A 16,042-nucleotide genomic window follows, 5' to 3' on the forward strand; every position below is an offset into this window, starting at 1 on the left:
GGTTGGTTAAAAAGCCGAATTCGAAAGCTCCTTCCCCATGACGATGGCTTGCGCGCTGCCATGGAGTCAATCCTTAAGCAAGCCGTGTCCTAACCTAACCGGCTTTAGCTATATCTTCAGGCCAGATTTAATGATTAATTGCCATAATGTTTTTTCTGGGAAACTTCTGCGCAGCATTACTAATTGTGCTTAAGGCAAAAGACTCAGTTAAAGCATAAAAGATGCCTCTGTAAGCCGGGCGAATGCACCCCTACTGCATTTGTTGCCGAAAGGCCTCTGCCTTTTTAGAATCGGGAATTTCTGCCGTTAGGCGAATCACTAAATCCTGGGGTGAGAGGTGAGGAAAATCGGCTAGGGTATCCTCGATCAGGTAGTTGGCCATGGGGCCAATACAGCGGGTTAGCACTTGCCGACAGCGGTTCACAAATTCTGGACTGGGGTGCTCTTTGGCGGGAGCTACGGCATCTAATATTGACTCTGGGTCGGCAGCCGTAAGCTCCTGAGAAGTATCGATTAGGCTGGCGGTATTGTCGTCTACGGCAACTTGAACGCGGCTCACAAAATCTGTGGCCTGACGTCCATTGGATAGCTGACTCGCCAAAATTTCAACAAATTGCTCCGGCGTGGCCTGGGGGTGTTGCTCCATCATGTCTTCGACAATCACGCTGGCCATGGGACCAATGCAGCGGGCAAGTTCCTGGCGGCAGGCCTCCATAAAGGAAGGATTGTGTAGCTCAGAGAGGGCTGTTTTGGGGGTAGCAACGGCAGAGGAAGGGCGCCGATGGCCAGACGAAGCCCAAGCCGGTTCAACAGTTAAGGGAGATATGGGGGCTTTAATCGCCTCTGCTAAAGGCGCTAAGCGCTGCATCACATCGCGGGCTGTTTGAAAACGGGCTTTTGGTTTCTGCTGCACCAGCTGGGTGAGAATATTGGCCAAAATTGGGCTCACGCTGGTATAGGTTTGCCAGTGCCACTCCAGCGACTCTCGATCGATCAGGTCACGGGGGTAGCGGCCGGTCAGCAAAACGATCGCTGTCACCCCCAGAGCATAGAGGTCGCTGGAGGGAAAACTCTGGCCCAGGTGAATCTGCTCCGGCGGTGAGTAGCCAAATTTGCCCACCATGGTGGCGGGCTGGGCATCGTCGGCTGCGGTCACCTCGTCCGATAGCAGAGTGCTAATGGCATCGCTGACTAGGCCAAAGTCGATCAGCACCGGCAGGCTGCGATCGCGACAGTACATAATGTTGTCCGGCGAAATATCGCGGTGCACAATGCTCAGACCATGGAGATAATCCAGCACCTGTAGCATCTGCATTAGCCACTGAATGACCTCGGCCTCAGAAAAATGGCTGTTTTGCTGACGGCGCTGCTTAATCAGCTGGGAATAGGGCACGCCATCGATATACTCCTGAACAATGAACAGGCGCTCTTTCTGAGTGAAGCAGGCCAGAAACTTGGGCACCTGGGGGTGATCGAGCTGGTACAGGGTTTTGGCTTCTCGCTTGAATAGATCTAAAGCCTTTTGCAGGTTGCTCCCCGACTTTTTGGTGGGGAAAAACTCCTTCAGCACGCAGGCCTCACCAAACCGTTGAGAATCTTCTACTAGGTAAGACCGGCCAAAACCGCCCTGCCCTAGCACTCGCTGAACGATATAGCGCCCGCCTACCTTAGTGCCAGGAGCCAGGAGCCTTCGGTCTGTGGAGGCTTCGGCAGTTGGCTCAAGCCCTTCTTCTGTAGTGATTGCCGAGGGGCTGGCCTCATTGGGCCCTCTCGGCAGGGCATGGACATGGTAGGCCGGCACTAGCTCTTGAATATTTTTGAGCTGTAGCGGCCCAGCGTAGGTGGTGTCTAAATCTAGGCGTGACTTGACCACGTCGTAGACAATTTTAGAAATGCAAATCCCGCTAGGGTGCGCTTCGGTCTGAAGGCGAGCGGCAATGTTGACCCCGTTGCCCATGACGTCAGACTGACTAAAAAAGACGTCGCCTAAATGGATGCCGATGCGGTGTAGCAGGGCTGGCTCACCCTCAGCATTGACATTGATGCGGTGCAGTTCTTTTTGAATTTCGAGCCCGCAGGTGACGGCCTGCACCGCACTGGCAAAGTACATCAGCAAGCCATCGCCGGTTGACTTCAGCACTTTGCCCTCAAACTGCTCGCAGAGCGCTTCCATCAGCGCCTGATCGCGCTGGAGCTGGGAGAGAGTTAATTCTTCACGTACTGACATGCGGGCGCTAAAGCCGACCGCATCGGTCAGCATAATAGCGGCTAGGGTGCGATGTCCGTGGGTCACACGAGTCAGCTCCAAGGGTTGCTAGATACGTCTAAACAGCTAACGGACCGATGCGGTTAACTACCGTGAACTTCACCCCATGGGCGGCGATTTCTGAAGCCTCCCAGACGGTGATGATGGTATAGCATGCACCCTTACACCTGAGATCTATCGTTTCAGCAGCCGTTTTGATGGCAAAACACCGACAAACTACCGATGAACAATGTTCCTCAGAAAATGGCTTTGGCCCTAATTCTAGCCTACGGATAGACCTCGCGCCGGTCCACAACTCACGCTCCAGAAACCTTGGTAAAGGCGATAGGCGAAGGAATTCACGGGCGCAGTGTTTACGGCTAGGAGCCGAGGGTTAGCACCGCAGGCTGCTCTTTGACGCGAGATTCTAACGGCCGCACTTTGTTGACTAAGGCGATCAGCTGACTTAAATCGGGTGGAGGCGCGTTGGGAATATAGCCCGCATCGGCGGTGAGGTTGGATGGGGCGTTCTGCATGGCCCGCTCAAGGTACTGCTGCTGGTTGCGATCGACGTTGGGGCTGATTAAGACCGCCCCTGGAGGAATGGCTCGGCTGGTATGCAAAATGCGGAAGGTGTCACCCGCAAACGCGTTGCGGTACTGCTGAAAGCTGTCTTCTGACATGGCCCCTGCGGTCACTCGGCCGCCGGCAATCCACTCCAGTGCCGTAGCGGGGGTGGAGGCGAACTCAATGGCCTTGAGAGTGAGGCCGTAGAGATCGTATAGGGGAAGATAGTAGCCTGTTGCGGATCCGGCTTCCCCTAGGGCGAGGGTTTGGTTGGCGAGGTCGCCTAGCGCCTGAAACGGGCTATCGTTGCGCACCACCAGCACCGACTTTTGGTTGGGGGCACCCAGCATGGGGAAGATGGGGAGATAGTTGGCTTCGGCCATGGCGATCGCCGCCAGCCCCGAGGGGGCAAACACCAGCGACCAGTTGGCATCACGAATTTGCTCAACGGCGCGAATTTCGTTGAATACGGGCTCTAGCTCAACCACCGCCTTTAGCTGCTCGGCCAGGTAGGTCTGGAAGCGCTGATATTTTTCTAATGAGCTGGCGCCGTCGTCGTAGCTCACGAGCCCTATGGTGAGTCGCAGGGGTTGGTCGGATACTTTGGCTGTGCCGCAGCCGCTTGCCTGGAGCACCACTACGGCCATCAGACCCACCAGGCATAATTTAAAGAAACGACGCAGACGACTCATAAAGATCCACAAAGTTGAGCGAGGTTTCTACCCGAAACTCTGCACCAGTGTTTGCAGCTTAGATCGACGGCTTTAATAATCCAGCTCTTCTTTGTATTCTGTGACGTTTGGGCTGCTGTGGGGCGATCGCGCTACCCAAAGTAGTCCGGTTCATTGCCTGGCGTCCACTTGATATTGCAGCCGATGCTAGGTTTTTGGTGGCCGGGCATCGCTTCAGCTGCCAGCACTGCATCTAGCGCCGCTCGCAGGTCTGCACCCGTTACGGGCACGTTGTTGCCCGGGCGGCTATCGTCGAGCTGGCCCCGGTAGGCCAGGGTTTTGGCCTCGTCAAACACAAAGAAATCGGGAGTACAGGCAGCGGTGTAAGCCTTGGCAACCTCCTGCGTTTCGTCGAAGCAGTAGGGAAAGGTGAAACCCACATCTTGGGCCTGGGCCTTGAGGTGTTCTGGGCCATCTTGGGGATGGGTTTGCAGGCTGTTGGCGCTGATGGCGACGATGCCCACGCCCTTGGGGCCATAGTCTCGGCCAAGACGGGCCAGCTCTTGCTCCACATGCTTAACGAAAGGGCAGTGGCGGCAGATAAACATCACCAGCAGGGCTCGGGCGTCGGCAAACGTGCCGAGGTTAATGGTTTGGCCGCTGACGACGTCTCTGAGTTCAAAGTGGGGGGCAGCGGTGCCCAGGGGCAGCATGGTAGATTCCACCATAGCCATGGGTTGAAGTCTCCAGGGTGAGTTTTCTTTATCGTACTGAATCCTATTGAGGGATCTGGCTATGACCGCTGATGCTTTGCAGGCTATTCGCAACTACCTGGTGCTTTCGCCTACCCTGGGCACCGCTGGGCAACCCACCGCAGAGCAGTTCAAAGCGGTGGCCGAGGCCGGCTACACGGTCGTGGTGAATCTGGCGCTGTCGACCTCCGACAACGCCATTCCCAACGAGGCAGAAGTGGTGAAAAGCCTGGGGATGACCTACTTTCACATTCCGGTGGTGTGGGAAGCGCCGACCCCGGTAGATCTGGCGATCTTCTTTAAAGTGATGGAGCGCAATCGCGATGTTAAAGTCTTGGTCCACTGTGCTCTCAATATGCGCGTCTCTGCCTTCGTCTATCTCTACCGCGTGCTCCGCCTAGGTATAGACCCTGCGGTGGCGATCGCTGACCTACACCGCATCTGGCAACCCAACCCCACCTGGCAAACCTTCATCGATCAGTCCTTAGCCTAATCCCTCACCCATCCACCCCCTACCCCCCACCCATCCACCTCCTACCCCCCACCCATCCACCTCCTACCCCTTACCCCCCACCCCCTCCCTCCCCTAAAATGTCTCTATGGCAAACGAGACCCATTACCAAACCCTCGATGTGCACGAGTCGGCGACCCAGGCAGAGATTAAACGCGCCTATCGTAAGCTGGCTAAGCAATATCACCCCGACAGCAAGAGCGATCAGGCCTCCCACGATCGCATTGCTCGCATCAACATTGCCTACGAAGTCATTGGCGATCCGTCGCGGCGTACGGTTTACGACCAGCAGCGCCAGGGGTTTGTGGCCGTTGACCCAGTGGAGAGTGCCGCCAATCGAACGAAGCGCACGGCGGATATGCAGGCGGTGTATCGCTATGCTCGCGAGGCAACGCAGTCGTCTGAGGCGCGGGAAGATGCTTGGCTGAAGCTGGTGTATGGACCGGCGGACAGGCTGATAGGCAAAATTCTATCGCCTCTAAGAACGGAGATTCGCAAGCTGTCGGCTGACCCCTTCGATGATGAGCTGATGGAGGGGTTCATGGCGTATCTGGAGCAGGGCCGCACTTGGTTGGGGCAGGCTCAGAGCAAGTTTAACTCGATGGCTAATCCGGCGAGTATGGCGGGGGTGGCGGCGGATATTTACCACTGCTTGGGGCTGCTGGAGGATGGCCTAGATGAGCTGGATCGCTTCACGATGAGCTATGAGGAGAGCTACATTCACACCGGAACGGAACTGTTTCGGCGGGTAAAGCAGCTGCGGGCGGATGCGAAGGAGCGGTTGAAGCGGTTGGTGTAAGGTGTCTCGTAGGGTGTATCCGTGCAGCGATGCACCATCTTCAGGAGACCTTCCCACAATAAAACTGGTATGAATCAAGGATGGGTTTACACCGATCGCATCACCCCCACCGAAGCCGGTCTCTCCGTCCTCGACTTCTACAGCAATCGCTACAGGCACTTTAGTCGGGCAATATGGCGCGATCGCATCACAGCTGGCCAAATTCGCCAAGACGGCATTGCCCTAGCCGCCGACGATCGCCTCAGTGCAGGGGACAGGTTGGACTACCATCGACCCCCGTGGGAGGAGCCGGAGGCACCGCTGGAGTTTGAGGTGCTGTATGAGGATGGGGATTTGATGGCAATCGCCAAACCGTCGGGTCTGCCGGTGCTGCCGGGCGGAGGCTTTCTCACCCACACGCTGCTGCACCAGCTCAGGCGGCGATATCCAGAGAATCCGCCCATTCCGGTGCATCGGCTGGGGCGGGGCACGTCGGGGGTGATGATTTTGGGGCGATCGCCTCTAGCCCGTTCTACCCTCAGCCGTCAGCTGCGCGACTCCACGGCTACCGCCCACGATCCCCAGGCACCGCACCCCATTCGTAAAACCTACCGAGCGCTGATTGGGGCCAGCGATTTGTCCGATGCCTTCACCCTCACGACCCCCATTGGCAAAGTTGATCATCCAGTGCTGGGGTATGTGTATGCGGCCTTGCCCACCGGTCTGCCCGCCTACAGCGAGGGCAGAGTTATCCACCGCACCGCAGACTCTACTCTAGTAGAAGTTACCATCCGTACCGGGCGACCCCACCAGATTCGCATTCACCTCGCGGCGGCAGGGTTTCCGTTAATCGGCGATCCCCTCTATGTAGTCGGTGGCTTACCGCTACCTATCGAATCCTCTGTGGATGGCATTCCCGTCCCGGGTGACATCGGCTACCATCTCCATGCTTACCGCTTAGAACTACCCCACCCGCGTACTAACGAACCCTTGGTGTTTGAAAGTTCAGTACCTTCGGTACTGCAGGGGTAGATGAGCGGATGGGTAGAAGGCGTTTTGCGTTTTTTCTTCCTTACTCCCCTACCTCCTACCCCCTACTCCCTCATCCCCGAGGTCGTACCATGAGCAGCTGCTCAGCCTGACTAAAGCCATAGCGTTCGTAGAAAGGCTGCATATCGGTTGTGCAAAACAGATGAATACATTCCACTTGGGAGAGCTGAGGGTGGTGGATCACCTGCTCAATTAGCTCTGCCCCTAAGCCCTGCCCTCGATAGTCTGCCGCCACAATTACATCAAATACGATCGCCCGATATACCCAATCCGTCAGTACTCGACAAAAGCCCGCCAGGCGCTGCGCCTCCTCGTCCCATAGGCCAAAGATTAGGTCGCTGTTGGCTAGCAGAGGCGACACATCCGCTAGGTCGCGTTTGTTGCTCCACCATTCCTGCAAATACATCTGGTGAAGCTGCTCAACCTGGGCGGAGGTGAGCTGATGGATGACAGTAAACATGAGTAAATTGCGATCTTTACAGTACGGATATCCTGACCCAGCGGCTTAGAGAAAGGGCTACGATCGAGGGGTTAGCACAGGCGCAAGACCTATCTTACTGCCGATGGCAATGGCTGAGGCCACCGATACAGTTTGGGTATAGCTGCAACACAATTCCCTTCCCTGCTTAAAGCAGACTGCACGCGAGATTGAGGGGCAATAGCAAGCTACTCCCGTCAGCTAGGGCCAACTAATGTAGCGCTGGCACTGATTACCCTATAGCGGAGGATGCCTCCATGAAATTTACTCTACTCGCTGGAGCCGCGATCGCCATCCCGTTGGCGCTCGGTCTACCTGCTCAGGCCGAAAACCCAGCCCACGTCCAGCAGCTCCTCGAAACCAACTTCTGCCAAGGCTGTGATCTGTCGGGGGCTGATTTAACCCAGGCTCACCTAATTGGTGCCGACCTACGCGATGCCAATCTGGAAAGCGCAACTCTCCTGGAGTCCAACCTAGAAGGGGCTGATTTAAGCGGTGCTAACCTGACTGGTGCCAATCTCACCCGCGCCTTTTTGACCAATGCCCTGCTTGAAAATGCTACTTTTGACCAGGCTAATTTAACCGAGGCATCCCTTTACTTTGCCGAGGTTACTGGAGCGTCGTTTCTTAACGCTAATTTGACCAGAGCCGACATTGTAGGCACCCCAATTAGCGTTGGCGGTGACTAGCATCCTATCAATAGGTTTGAGTGATAGATGCAGTCAATTAACCATTTTGGCCAACAGAGATCTCTGTTGGCCAAAATAGTTTAAAGCGACGCTCTTCTCTACAGGAGCGGGAGTTCAGGTTGCTGATTGAAGCCACACAACGTGTCTCGTACGATGCACCAATGTAGTGGAAACTGAGAATAGCGAAAATCCAATTAAGGGATGCAAAACGGCGAGGGGAACCGGCACTAAAGACGGCATTTGAAGGTGAATAGTTAAAAATTGTAGTCCCAGAAGAATGGGCAAACCTGTGGCAAGGGCCTTAACACGCTGCGGTAGAGGTAAGTACCAGGCTCCGCCCAGCAAGAGCAAAGACACCCCACTATAGCCTCGCACTAGCCAAACATGGAGATTCCACCAGGTAGGGTTGTAGAAGTAAGCAAGTCCTACGGTTAAAACTTGAGCAGTTAAACAGAGATTGAAGAAGACCACAGCCGCATAATAAACCCGCATTACGGGCTGAGCCGAAGGCTGATGTTCAGCAATTTGATCTGGTAGCTCAGCGGAAAGTTTCATTGTTGATGGTTCCATGCTTAATCAATTGGTTGGTTGAGCTTACGGTTGTCGTTAGTCTCCTGTAACGCGATCGCAGGCACATTGAGAAAAACACAGGGCAATCACCGCAGCAAAACTCGAAATAACGCTGAACGCTGTAATAAGTGGTAAGACTTAAAAGAGTTTCAAGTATCGAGTTTGCTCAATGATGTCAATAGCAATGTAGCCTTTGCCTTGAGTCAGAGATAGACCTCGAACGGGTACACTTTGCTTTTACGGCAGGGGATGTTGCAAATGAGCAGCGCCGCAAAGGTTCTGCTACAGTTGCTTTCTGGGGCGAGCGCCCAAATCTAAACCGAGCTAACCTCAAGCAGTCGATTATGGCTGCGCTAGGCGAATACTTTGCCGCCCGTCGGTGGATGCCGAGCTTTTCACCACGTCACGAGCCGAAGTGGTGGCAAGACTGTCTGTCTATTAGCTTAGGAGCCTAGACCGGCTTTGTTTCCTTCACAAAAGCGAAATTAGTCTGCAAATGCAGCCTATTTGGCTCTTAGCTTATCTCAAGGCGACACCCGGATTCGAACCGGGGGTGGAGGTTTTGCAGACCTCTGCCTTACCACTTGGCTATGTCGCCGCCTTATTCAGCTTTCGAGTATAGCAAACTCGGGGCGCAATCCGGCGATCGCGCCACGCAGCCTTTGGCAAATCATCTTTTCTAGCCCAGAGACCAACAGATTAAATCGGTTAAGTTTCGAGGGGCGATCGCAACAGGCCTGTTCCTTAAACCTCTAGGGCAAATAGGCCGAGTCAGTGTGGGGCTGGCGAAATCGATAAATATCCTCCAGTGCTGTCGCCCAACTGGCAGCCAGAGAGGTGAGGAGCTGCTCCCCTTTTTCCCCAGTGGCTATAGTTGGGTCTCCCAAAACTCCGCTGGCGCTCAGATCGCGAGTTACCCAGGCAAAGGGCAACGCTCCCTCCATGGTGAGCCAGCTATCTGTCGGCAAATTTTGGGGAAACTCGGCTTTGGCTGCAGCCATGCGCACTTGCTCAGGCATAATCGACAGCATCAGGCTAGTTTCGGCATCCCCAGCGTGAATGCCCAGCTCCATCTCTTTAGGTGTCAGCAAATCGCCAGCGCAGTTGGGTACTGCCCATACAAATAGAGGAAACACCATCAAATCATTGTGGATTTGGTGCAGATCTCGTGCGGCAATTTCTAGCACCTGGGGCTGGCCGCCGTGGGCATTGAGCAGCACCAGCTTGCGAAATCCAGCTCGGTAAATGCTTTCGGCGACATCATAGATAACCTTTAGCAGGGTTTCAGCCGAGAGGGTGATCGTGCCCGGAAAATGCCAGTGCTCGTTAGATTTGCCGTAGTACAGGGGCGGCAGGCTGTAGACCGGTACTGCGTCATCTAGTTGGGCCAGGGCGTTGCCGAGCACGGTCGTACAGACGGCGCTGTCTACGGCGAGGGGGAGGTGGGGGCCATGCTGCTCGATGGCTCCCATCGGCTGCACAATCACCGCGTTGGCGCGATCGGGCATGGCTGCAATGTCAGTCCAGGTGAGATAGGCAAAGTAGTGGTGGGGAGGAATAGGACCGTGCATAGCTTTTGAAGATAAAGAATTTGAAGCTGCTCACATAGCTTTAGCATCTGGAACGCGGAACTTGGCTATGCCTTAGATCTAGAGCTGTGAAGCCGATGGTGGGCTTGACATTTATAGGTAAAACGGTAACAATGAATACAGAAACAAATCGTTCATCTCTCTGTGAGAGACGGAAGTAGAGCTCCAGCTCGAAGGAACGCGCCTCTGTTTATACACCTTCATTCATTAAGGAGAGGCGAAGGATGTCCTTGAAATATCGCGGCGTTGATTACGAACCGGCTACTGCCCAGGTCAATGTCTCTGAAGAAATTATCGGTCGCTACCGCGGCGCTGTTGCTACTCGCCATGTAGCACCCCAGGTTCAGGCCGAGCATCCCCAGGGTCTCAAGTATCGTGGGGCCACTGTTCGATAGATTGAGTTTGCCCGGTTAGGCTAAGCGGTGGTTCTAGCTGTAAAGCTGGGGCTGCCGCCGACTATTTCTAGGGTAGGAGATCACCTGAGTCGTCATTTTACTGAAGCACCTCTGTAGGGGTGCTTTTTTGTGCGATAGGCTTGGACAAGACGTGATCGCTGCGGCCAGGGAAAAGCTTGGTTATTTTTGCATTTCTGTTGGGGCTAGCCGCGGGAGCGCTACTGCTATTGTGGCAGCAGCGGCAGCAGCGGCGCCGTGAGCGACGCTTGATTGAGACCCTGCAAGCCACCGATTGGTCTACAGCCTTAGGGCAGGTTGAGCAGCTGGTGAAAACTCAGCCTCAGCAGCAGCGGCAGCTGCGATCGCTAGGCACCAGCCGCGACACCCTAGAGCGCATTTTACAGACGGCTCCCATTGGCTATCTACAGGTCGACGAAGAAAACCAGCTGATCTGGTGCAACGACCAGGCCAACCGTCTGCTCAAGATGAATCAGCCCCTGACAGGGCCGGTGCAGCGCCGCCGTCTGCTGCTAGAGGTAGCCCGCTCCTATGAACTCGATGCGCTGATTGAAGAGACCCGAGAGAAGCAAACCTGCTGTCAGCGCGAGTGGATGCTCTATCAGATTTCGCCGGATCCACTGCATCCTAAAGAAGAGCCTACCTTTCCCCTGCGGGGCTATGCCATTCCCCTCGACGGGGGTGAAGTCGGCGTATTTTTGGAGAACCGCCAAGAGGCCGCGTTGTTGGTGCAGCAGCGCGATCGCTGGACTTCTGATGTGGCCCATGAGCTCAAGACCCCCCTCACCTCCATTCGCCTAGTAGCCGAAACCCTCCAGCCCCGCGTTGATGAGAGCCAGCGCCGCTGGCTCGACCGTCTGGTCAACGAAACTATTCGTCTCAGCAATTTAGTCGAAGATCTGCTGAATCTCAGCCGTCTCCAGGGAGATCAGTTTCAGGGCCTGAGCCTCAAGCCTGTTGATCTGCCTCAGCTGGTTCAACGGGCCTGGGTTAGCCTAGAGCCTCTGGCCGAGGTCAAAGCGCTTAAGCTAGCTTACGCAGGTCCCTCCCACTGCCTCGCTAGTCTCGATGAGCCGCTTTTTCATCGGGTGCTGCTGAACCTGATTGACAACGCTATTAAGCACAGTCCCAGCCGTGCCACTGTATATGTTCGGTTGTCAGAGCCAAGGTCTGCCCTAACCTTGAGTTACGATGCCGAAGATGCAGAGCCAGATACGCTAATCCTCGACGTGATGGATATGGGGCCGGGCTTTAACGCTAAAGATCTGCCCTATATCTTTGACCGCTTTTATCGGGCCGATCCCTCGCGCACCCGCACTGACCCGCTGGTTGACCTGGCTCCTATAAATGCCGGGACCACTCCAGAAATTGGCCGGGGTACGGGGCTGGGCCTGGCCATTGTGAGCCAAATTATAGAGGCCCACAATGGCACAATTACCGCTGCTAATCACCCCGAACTAGGCGGCGGCTGGCTGCGGCTGCGGCTACCGGCTACCCAGTCCGAGTAACCTGTTATGGGAGGCGTTTTGTCGCCCTTGCCTGCTCACCTACTGGCCGAGTTGAGCCGCGATACTTAGAGATCTTAGTAAGAACTTATACTCAGATGCTCTAGATTGCTGCCATAATTGTTAAGCAGGATGACTAAACCCTGCCGGGGTTACCCTATCTATGCGTTACCACGTCATGGCAGAACGGTTACAAAAAATCCTCTCTCAGTATGGGGTTGCCTCCCGGCGGCAAGCCGAGCAGATGATTGAGGCTGGGCAGGTTCGAGTCAATGGGGTCGTGGCCTACTTAGGCCAGCGAGCTGACCCTAGCTGCGATCGCATAGAAGTCAATCAACAACCCCTCCAGGCCCATCATCGGCCTACCCGGCACTATCTGCTCCTGCACAAGCCCCTCGGCATGGTGTCTACCTGTGCGGATCCCCAGGAGCGCCCTACCGTGCTCGATGCTCTACCCCCTGAGCTGCAAACTGTTGGCATTCACCCCGTGGGGCGACTAGATGCCTACACAACTGGAGCGCTGCTGCTCACCAACGATGGTGACTTCACCTTTCGGCTTACCCATCCCCGCCACGACGTCTCCAAAACCTATCAGGTGCGTCTTGATGGCCAGCTGTCGCCCTCAGCTCTCGACGCTTGGCGACAGGGTATCTGGCTCGATCGCCAGCTTACCCGCCCTGCCCAAGTTCGAGTGATCGCCACTAACTCAAACCAAACCCAGCTTGAGGTTATTCTTCAAGAAGGGCGCAACCGGCAAATTCGTCGGGTGGCCAAGGCCTTAGGTCATCGGGTGATAGACTTACACCGGACCGCAGTGGGTTCAGTTACGCTGGGCAACTTAGGTGTAGGGGCTTACAGGGCTTTATCATCTGCCGAAATTGAGGCATTATTAGCTGAGTCATTGGTTCAATCAACCCCTCAGCAAACTGCCTCCGTCACTAGTTAGCTGTTCGCCGTCTTGAGCTAGATTTTCTCTGTATGAAGACAAAAGAGTTGGTTGATCCTAACGCCCTCTACCGAGAACAGCTCTCGGAGCTTGGCACTCTGCTGCGATCGGCTCGCCAGCAGCAGGAGCAAAGCCTAGAGGTCATGGCTGAAAAAACCCTGATTCGTCCTAGCCTATTGACCGCCATTGAACAGGGCGATCTAGACGGGCTGCCCGAACCGGTGTACATCCGTGGTCTCCTGCGCCGTTATGGTGATGCCCTCAACCTCGACGGCGAGACCCTCGCCAGTCAGTTTTTTACTCCACCCCGCATCCAGCGGACCTCTTGGAAAGAGACTCCAGCAGCGCAGCTCCGCCCCTTGCACCTCTATGGGGCCTATTTCGTGCTGCTAGTGGCAGCCGTTAGTGGATTGTCCTACGTGCTGCGTCAGACGGCTCCAGAGGTTACGGTGCTGCCTCCTTTGAACCCTCTTGAGGGGGTTGAGGGGCCGTCTAACCCAGGCCCAAACAATACTCCTGCCCCTGCCGCTGCCGAGCCTGAGGATCCCAACGCTCCTATCAAAGTCAAAATGACGCTCACTGCCCAGTCTTGGCTACGCATCACCTCCGACGGTAGAACCGAGTTTGAAGGTATTTTGCAGCCCGGTGACACCCGTCTGTGGACCGCAGACCAGGTATTAACAGTGCGAGCGGGCAATGCCGGTGCCGTTATGGTCAGCTACAACGACAAACAGGCTCAGGCCTTAGGCCAGCCTGGAATGGTGCGAGAAATCACCTACTCCCCCATCGAAGCCATCAGCTTAGCCTGGTAGAAACCCGTCCTGACGGCCTTTGACCCACTGGCGCTGTTTAATGGCGCCAGTGGGTCAAAGTCTTTAGTCTTTAGGCCATTGAATTAGCCTGGCTTGTCTGTCTCGTCGCCGGCAGCTTGTTGTAAGTCAAAGAGGAGCGGTACGTTGCTGCCTTGACCCATCACCAAGACTCGGGGTACTTGAGCACCGCCTCCTTTCCAAGCCTCGATCGCCTCCTTTTGCAGAACGAGCTGACCGCCCTTAGCCTTTAGGGTTTCAGCGATCAGACGCTGGGCTTCGGCGCGGCCTTTGGCGCGGTTAATTTCGGCCTGGGCTTCCTGTTCTGCCTCTTGGGCGATGTAGACGGCGCGGCGAGCGCGCTGCTCGGCAATCTGCTTGTCTTCGACGGCCTTGGCAAACTCGGTTGAGAATGTCAGATCGACCACGCTGGTATCCAGCACTAAAATGCCGTACTTGTCGAGACGAAAGGTTAAGGCATCATCAAAGTCTTGCTTGAGTTCAGCCCGCTGGGTAATCGCCTCCTCAACGGTGCGACGGGCAGCCGCGATTTTAAATGACTCCTGGGTCTGGGGTGCCACAATTTTCGACACAATGTTTTCGAGCGTGCCCTGGGTGCGACGAATGTTCACCACCTCAGTAGGGTCAAGGCGAAAGTTGATGGCAAAGCGGCCGGAGAGATCTTGCAGGTCTTTGGTGGAGCTTTGGGCTGGCACCTCAAACTTCTGCACCGTTACATCGTACACATCGACCGTAGACACTAGGGGCGGCTTCAAGTGAATGCCTTCTAGCAGCACCCCATCCTGAGACTTGCCGAGAATACTCAGCACTCCAGCTTGGCCTGGGTTAATAATTACAAAACTGCTGGTTACCAGGGCTAAACCCACAATAGCGAGAAAGCTCAGCACCACCGGTGGCCAGTTTAGAGTCGAAGATTTCAACGGATGTTCCTAAAATATGCTGCCCCTCTACGGTATCGGCTATTCAACCAGAACGGGGTAGTTCTTCAGCAAGGCTTTGGATCAACGCTGTCGCTGGGCGACGCTGTGGTGCTCAGGCAGGCTGAGGCTACTCGGGCAGGCCGGCTACCGACCCCGACCCAGAGATCACCTCGCCCACCAGATAGGCCTCGACTTGGTGTTGGGCCAACCAGGAGAGGGCGCGATCGCTCTCTTGGGGAGGAACCACCAAAGCAAAACCCAGACCCATATTAAACGTGTTGTAGAGATCGGCGGCGGGTACCTGTCCCGCCTCTGCCAACCAGCTAAACACCGGGGGCACCGGCCAGCTGCCCTGCTGGATGTGAATGCTCTGCTCTGGCCCCAAGCAACGGGGCAGATTTTCGGGTAGCCCGCCACCAGTGATGTGGGCCATGCCGTGGATGGTGAGCCCTTCCCGGCGAGCCTTGAGTACGGGCTCTACATAGATGCGCGTGGGGGTCAGAAAGATTTCCCCTAGGCTGTGGTTGCCCAGAGCCGGTACGGTTTCGTCCCAGGTATAGCCGGTATTGGTGGCGTCGGTGCGCTGGCCCTCAGCCACTACCTTGCGCACCAGGCTAAAGCCATTGCTGTGCACACCGCTGCTGGCAAGACCAATGATGCGATCGCCCACCTGCACCTGGCTACCATCTAGAATCTGAGACTTCTCGACTACACCGACGCAGAACCCCGCCAAGTCATATTCACCTGGGCCATAGAAGCCAGGCATCTCCGCAGTTTCGCCCCCCAGCAGAGCACAGCCGGCCAGCCGGCAGCCAGCCACAATGCCCTCGACCACCTCCGCTAGGGCAGCAGGCTCAAGCTTGCCCGTAGCTAAGTAGTCGAGAAAAAATAGCGGTTCTGCCCCGCTGGTAAGAATATCGTTAACGCACATGGCCACTAGATCGATGCCGACGGTGCTGTGGCGCTGGGTGATCTGGGCAATTTTGAGCTTGGTCCCCACGCCATCGGTGCCCGACACCAACACCGGTTCACGGTAGCCAGCGGGCAGTTCGCAGAGGCCACTAAAGCCCCCCAGACCCCCTAACACCTCTGGACGGCGGGTGCTGTCTACCAGGGTGCGAATGCGCTGCACAAAGCTACGCCCTGCTTCTACATCTACACCAGCATCCCGATAGTCCATGGGGTCAATCTCCTGTATAGCCAGTCTCTTACCTTAGAAACGGGGGTGAGCTTCGTCAATGGGCAAGGGAGTCAGCGGCGGCGATCGCCTCAGTTAAAACCCTCATCTTCTAATTTTTGGATCCAGAAAATACTATTTCTGGGCGGCTATTTAAGCCGTTAATAGGGCTAATTTTGACTTTAACAGGGCAGCAGCAGCAGGGGCATTTAGTAACCAAAAGCACGCTCAGAATTCCGGCAACTTCACGTCTTGTTGACAGAATTCCTCCAAACAGTGAACAGATTGATTAATCTTACATAACTCGCTTGACCCTATAGATAAATAATTTGAAAGTTGACCGAGGTAGGT

Annotated in this window: 16 protein-coding genes, 1 tRNA gene and 1 riboswitch; of the genes, 8 read left to right on the forward strand and 9 right to left on the reverse strand. The window is 55.5% G+C overall.

Going from position 1 to position 16,042, the window contains the following annotated elements:
• Positions 1 to 250: 250 nt before the first annotated feature.
• From H6F75_RS06555 to H6F75_RS06565, 3 genes are all read right to left on the reverse strand, one after another.
• Positions 251 to 2,293, reverse strand: a complete 2,043-nt coding sequence (locus H6F75_RS06555) for a protein kinase (protein ID WP_190750426.1) — start codon at positions 2,291 to 2,293, stop codon at positions 251 to 253.
• 332 nt (positions 2,294 to 2,625) lie between these two features.
• Entirely contained in the window at positions 2,626 to 3,504 is an 879-nt protein-coding gene (locus H6F75_RS06560; protein WP_190750428.1) for a PhnD/SsuA/transferrin family substrate-binding protein, read from the reverse strand.
• Between the two features lie 131 nt (positions 3,505 to 3,635).
• Positions 3,636 to 4,217 (reverse strand): thioredoxin family protein, encoded by a 582-nt coding sequence (locus H6F75_RS06565; protein WP_190750430.1) that lies wholly within the window; start codon positions 4,215 to 4,217, stop codon positions 3,636 to 3,638.
• A gap of 61 nt (positions 4,218 to 4,278) precedes the next feature.
• Between H6F75_RS06565 and H6F75_RS06570 the strand changes: the two genes are divergently transcribed.
• The 3 genes from H6F75_RS06570 (at position 4,279) to H6F75_RS06580 (ending at position 6,556) form a co-directional block, all read left to right on the forward strand.
• The gene (locus H6F75_RS06570) at positions 4,279 to 4,728 is read left to right on the forward strand and encodes a protein tyrosine phosphatase family protein (protein WP_190750432.1); all 450 of its coding nucleotides are present in this window, start codon (positions 4,279 to 4,281) and stop codon (positions 4,726 to 4,728) included.
• 106 nt (positions 4,729 to 4,834) lie between these two features.
• The gene (locus H6F75_RS06575; RefSeq protein WP_190750434.1) at positions 4,835 to 5,545 is read left to right on the forward strand and encodes a DnaJ domain-containing protein; all 711 of its coding nucleotides are present in this window, start codon (positions 4,835 to 4,837) and stop codon (positions 5,543 to 5,545) included.
• Positions 5,546 to 5,614: 69 nt separating this feature from the next.
• Positions 5,615 to 6,556, forward strand: a complete 942-nt coding sequence (locus tag H6F75_RS06580; protein ID WP_190750436.1) for a pseudouridine synthase — start codon at positions 5,615 to 5,617, stop codon at positions 6,554 to 6,556.
• Between the two features lie 70 nt (positions 6,557 to 6,626).
• On the opposite strand, the gene H6F75_RS06585 is transcribed toward H6F75_RS06580, so the two are convergent.
• On the reverse strand, positions 6,627 to 7,034 hold the full coding sequence (locus tag H6F75_RS06585) for a GNAT family N-acetyltransferase (RefSeq protein WP_190750438.1): 408 nt from the start codon (positions 7,032 to 7,034) through the stop codon (positions 6,627 to 6,629).
• Positions 7,035 to 7,309: 275 nt separating this feature from the next.
• Here H6F75_RS06585 and H6F75_RS06590 point away from each other — a divergent pair, with 275 nt between their 5' ends.
• Positions 7,310 to 7,741 carry a pentapeptide repeat-containing protein gene (locus H6F75_RS06590; protein ID WP_190750440.1) on the forward strand — a complete coding sequence of 144 codons (432 nt, stop codon included), beginning with the start codon at positions 7,310 to 7,312 and terminating at the stop codon, positions 7,739 to 7,741.
• Positions 7,742 to 7,855: 114 nt separating this feature from the next.
• On the opposite strand, the gene H6F75_RS06595 is transcribed toward H6F75_RS06590, so the two are convergent.
• The 3 genes from H6F75_RS06595 to H6F75_RS06605 form a co-directional block, all read right to left on the reverse strand.
• Positions 7,856 to 8,233 carry a DUF6220 domain-containing protein gene (locus H6F75_RS06595; protein WP_190750620.1) on the reverse strand — a complete coding sequence of 126 codons (378 nt, stop codon included), beginning with the start codon at positions 8,231 to 8,233 and terminating at the stop codon, positions 7,856 to 7,858.
• 605 nt (positions 8,234 to 8,838) lie between these two features.
• Positions 8,839 to 8,909: transfer RNA gene (locus tag H6F75_RS06600), tRNA-Cys, on the reverse strand.
• Positions 8,910 to 9,063: 154 nt separating this feature from the next.
• The gene (locus tag H6F75_RS06605) at positions 9,064 to 9,882 is read right to left on the reverse strand and encodes a creatininase family protein (RefSeq protein WP_190750442.1); all 819 of its coding nucleotides are present in this window, start codon (positions 9,880 to 9,882) and stop codon (positions 9,064 to 9,066) included.
• A 147-nt stretch (positions 9,883 to 10,029) separates the two neighbouring features.
• Positions 10,030 to 10,085: riboswitch (Glutamine riboswitch) on the forward strand.
• 39 nt (positions 10,086 to 10,124) lie between these two features.
• Here H6F75_RS06605 and H6F75_RS06610 point away from each other — a divergent pair.
• The 4 genes from H6F75_RS06610 to H6F75_RS06625 all read left to right on the forward strand — a co-directional run bounded on the left by H6F75_RS06610 (position 10,125) and on the right by H6F75_RS06625 (position 13,576).
• A complete protein-coding gene (locus H6F75_RS06610; protein ID WP_190750444.1) occupies positions 10,125 to 10,295 on the forward strand; it encodes a DUF4278 domain-containing protein in 171 nt (56 codons plus the stop codon).
• Positions 10,296 to 10,471: 176 nt separating this feature from the next.
• Positions 10,472 to 11,821 (forward strand): PAS domain-containing sensor histidine kinase, encoded by a 1,350-nt coding sequence (locus H6F75_RS06615; RefSeq protein ID WP_190750446.1) that lies wholly within the window; start codon positions 10,472 to 10,474, stop codon positions 11,819 to 11,821.
• A gap of 175 nt (positions 11,822 to 11,996) precedes the next feature.
• Entirely contained in the window at positions 11,997 to 12,764 is a 768-nt protein-coding gene (locus H6F75_RS06620) for a pseudouridine synthase (protein ID WP_190750448.1), read from the forward strand.
• 32 nt (positions 12,765 to 12,796) lie between these two features.
• Entirely contained in the window at positions 12,797 to 13,576 is a 780-nt protein-coding gene (locus H6F75_RS06625) for a RodZ domain-containing protein (RefSeq protein WP_190750450.1), read from the forward strand.
• Positions 13,577 to 13,659: 83 nt separating this feature from the next.
• Here the strand turns inward: H6F75_RS06625 and H6F75_RS06630 are convergent, their stop codons facing one another.
• Positions 13,660 to 14,481 carry a prohibitin family protein gene (locus H6F75_RS06630; RefSeq protein ID WP_347710618.1) on the reverse strand — a complete coding sequence of 274 codons (822 nt, stop codon included), beginning with the start codon at positions 14,479 to 14,481 and terminating at the stop codon, positions 13,660 to 13,662.
• A gap of 160 nt (positions 14,482 to 14,641) precedes the next feature.
• Positions 14,642 to 15,694 carry a phosphoribosylformylglycinamidine cyclo-ligase gene (purM, locus tag H6F75_RS06635; protein WP_190750454.1) on the reverse strand — a complete coding sequence of 351 codons (1,053 nt, stop codon included), beginning with the start codon at positions 15,692 to 15,694 and terminating at the stop codon, positions 14,642 to 14,644.
• Positions 15,695 to 16,042: the final 348 nt, after the last annotated feature.

The organism is Nodosilinea sp. FACHB-131 (genome assembly GCF_014695395.1).
Lineage (GTDB): Bacteria > Cyanobacteriota > Cyanobacteriia > Phormidesmidales > Phormidesmidaceae > Nodosilinea.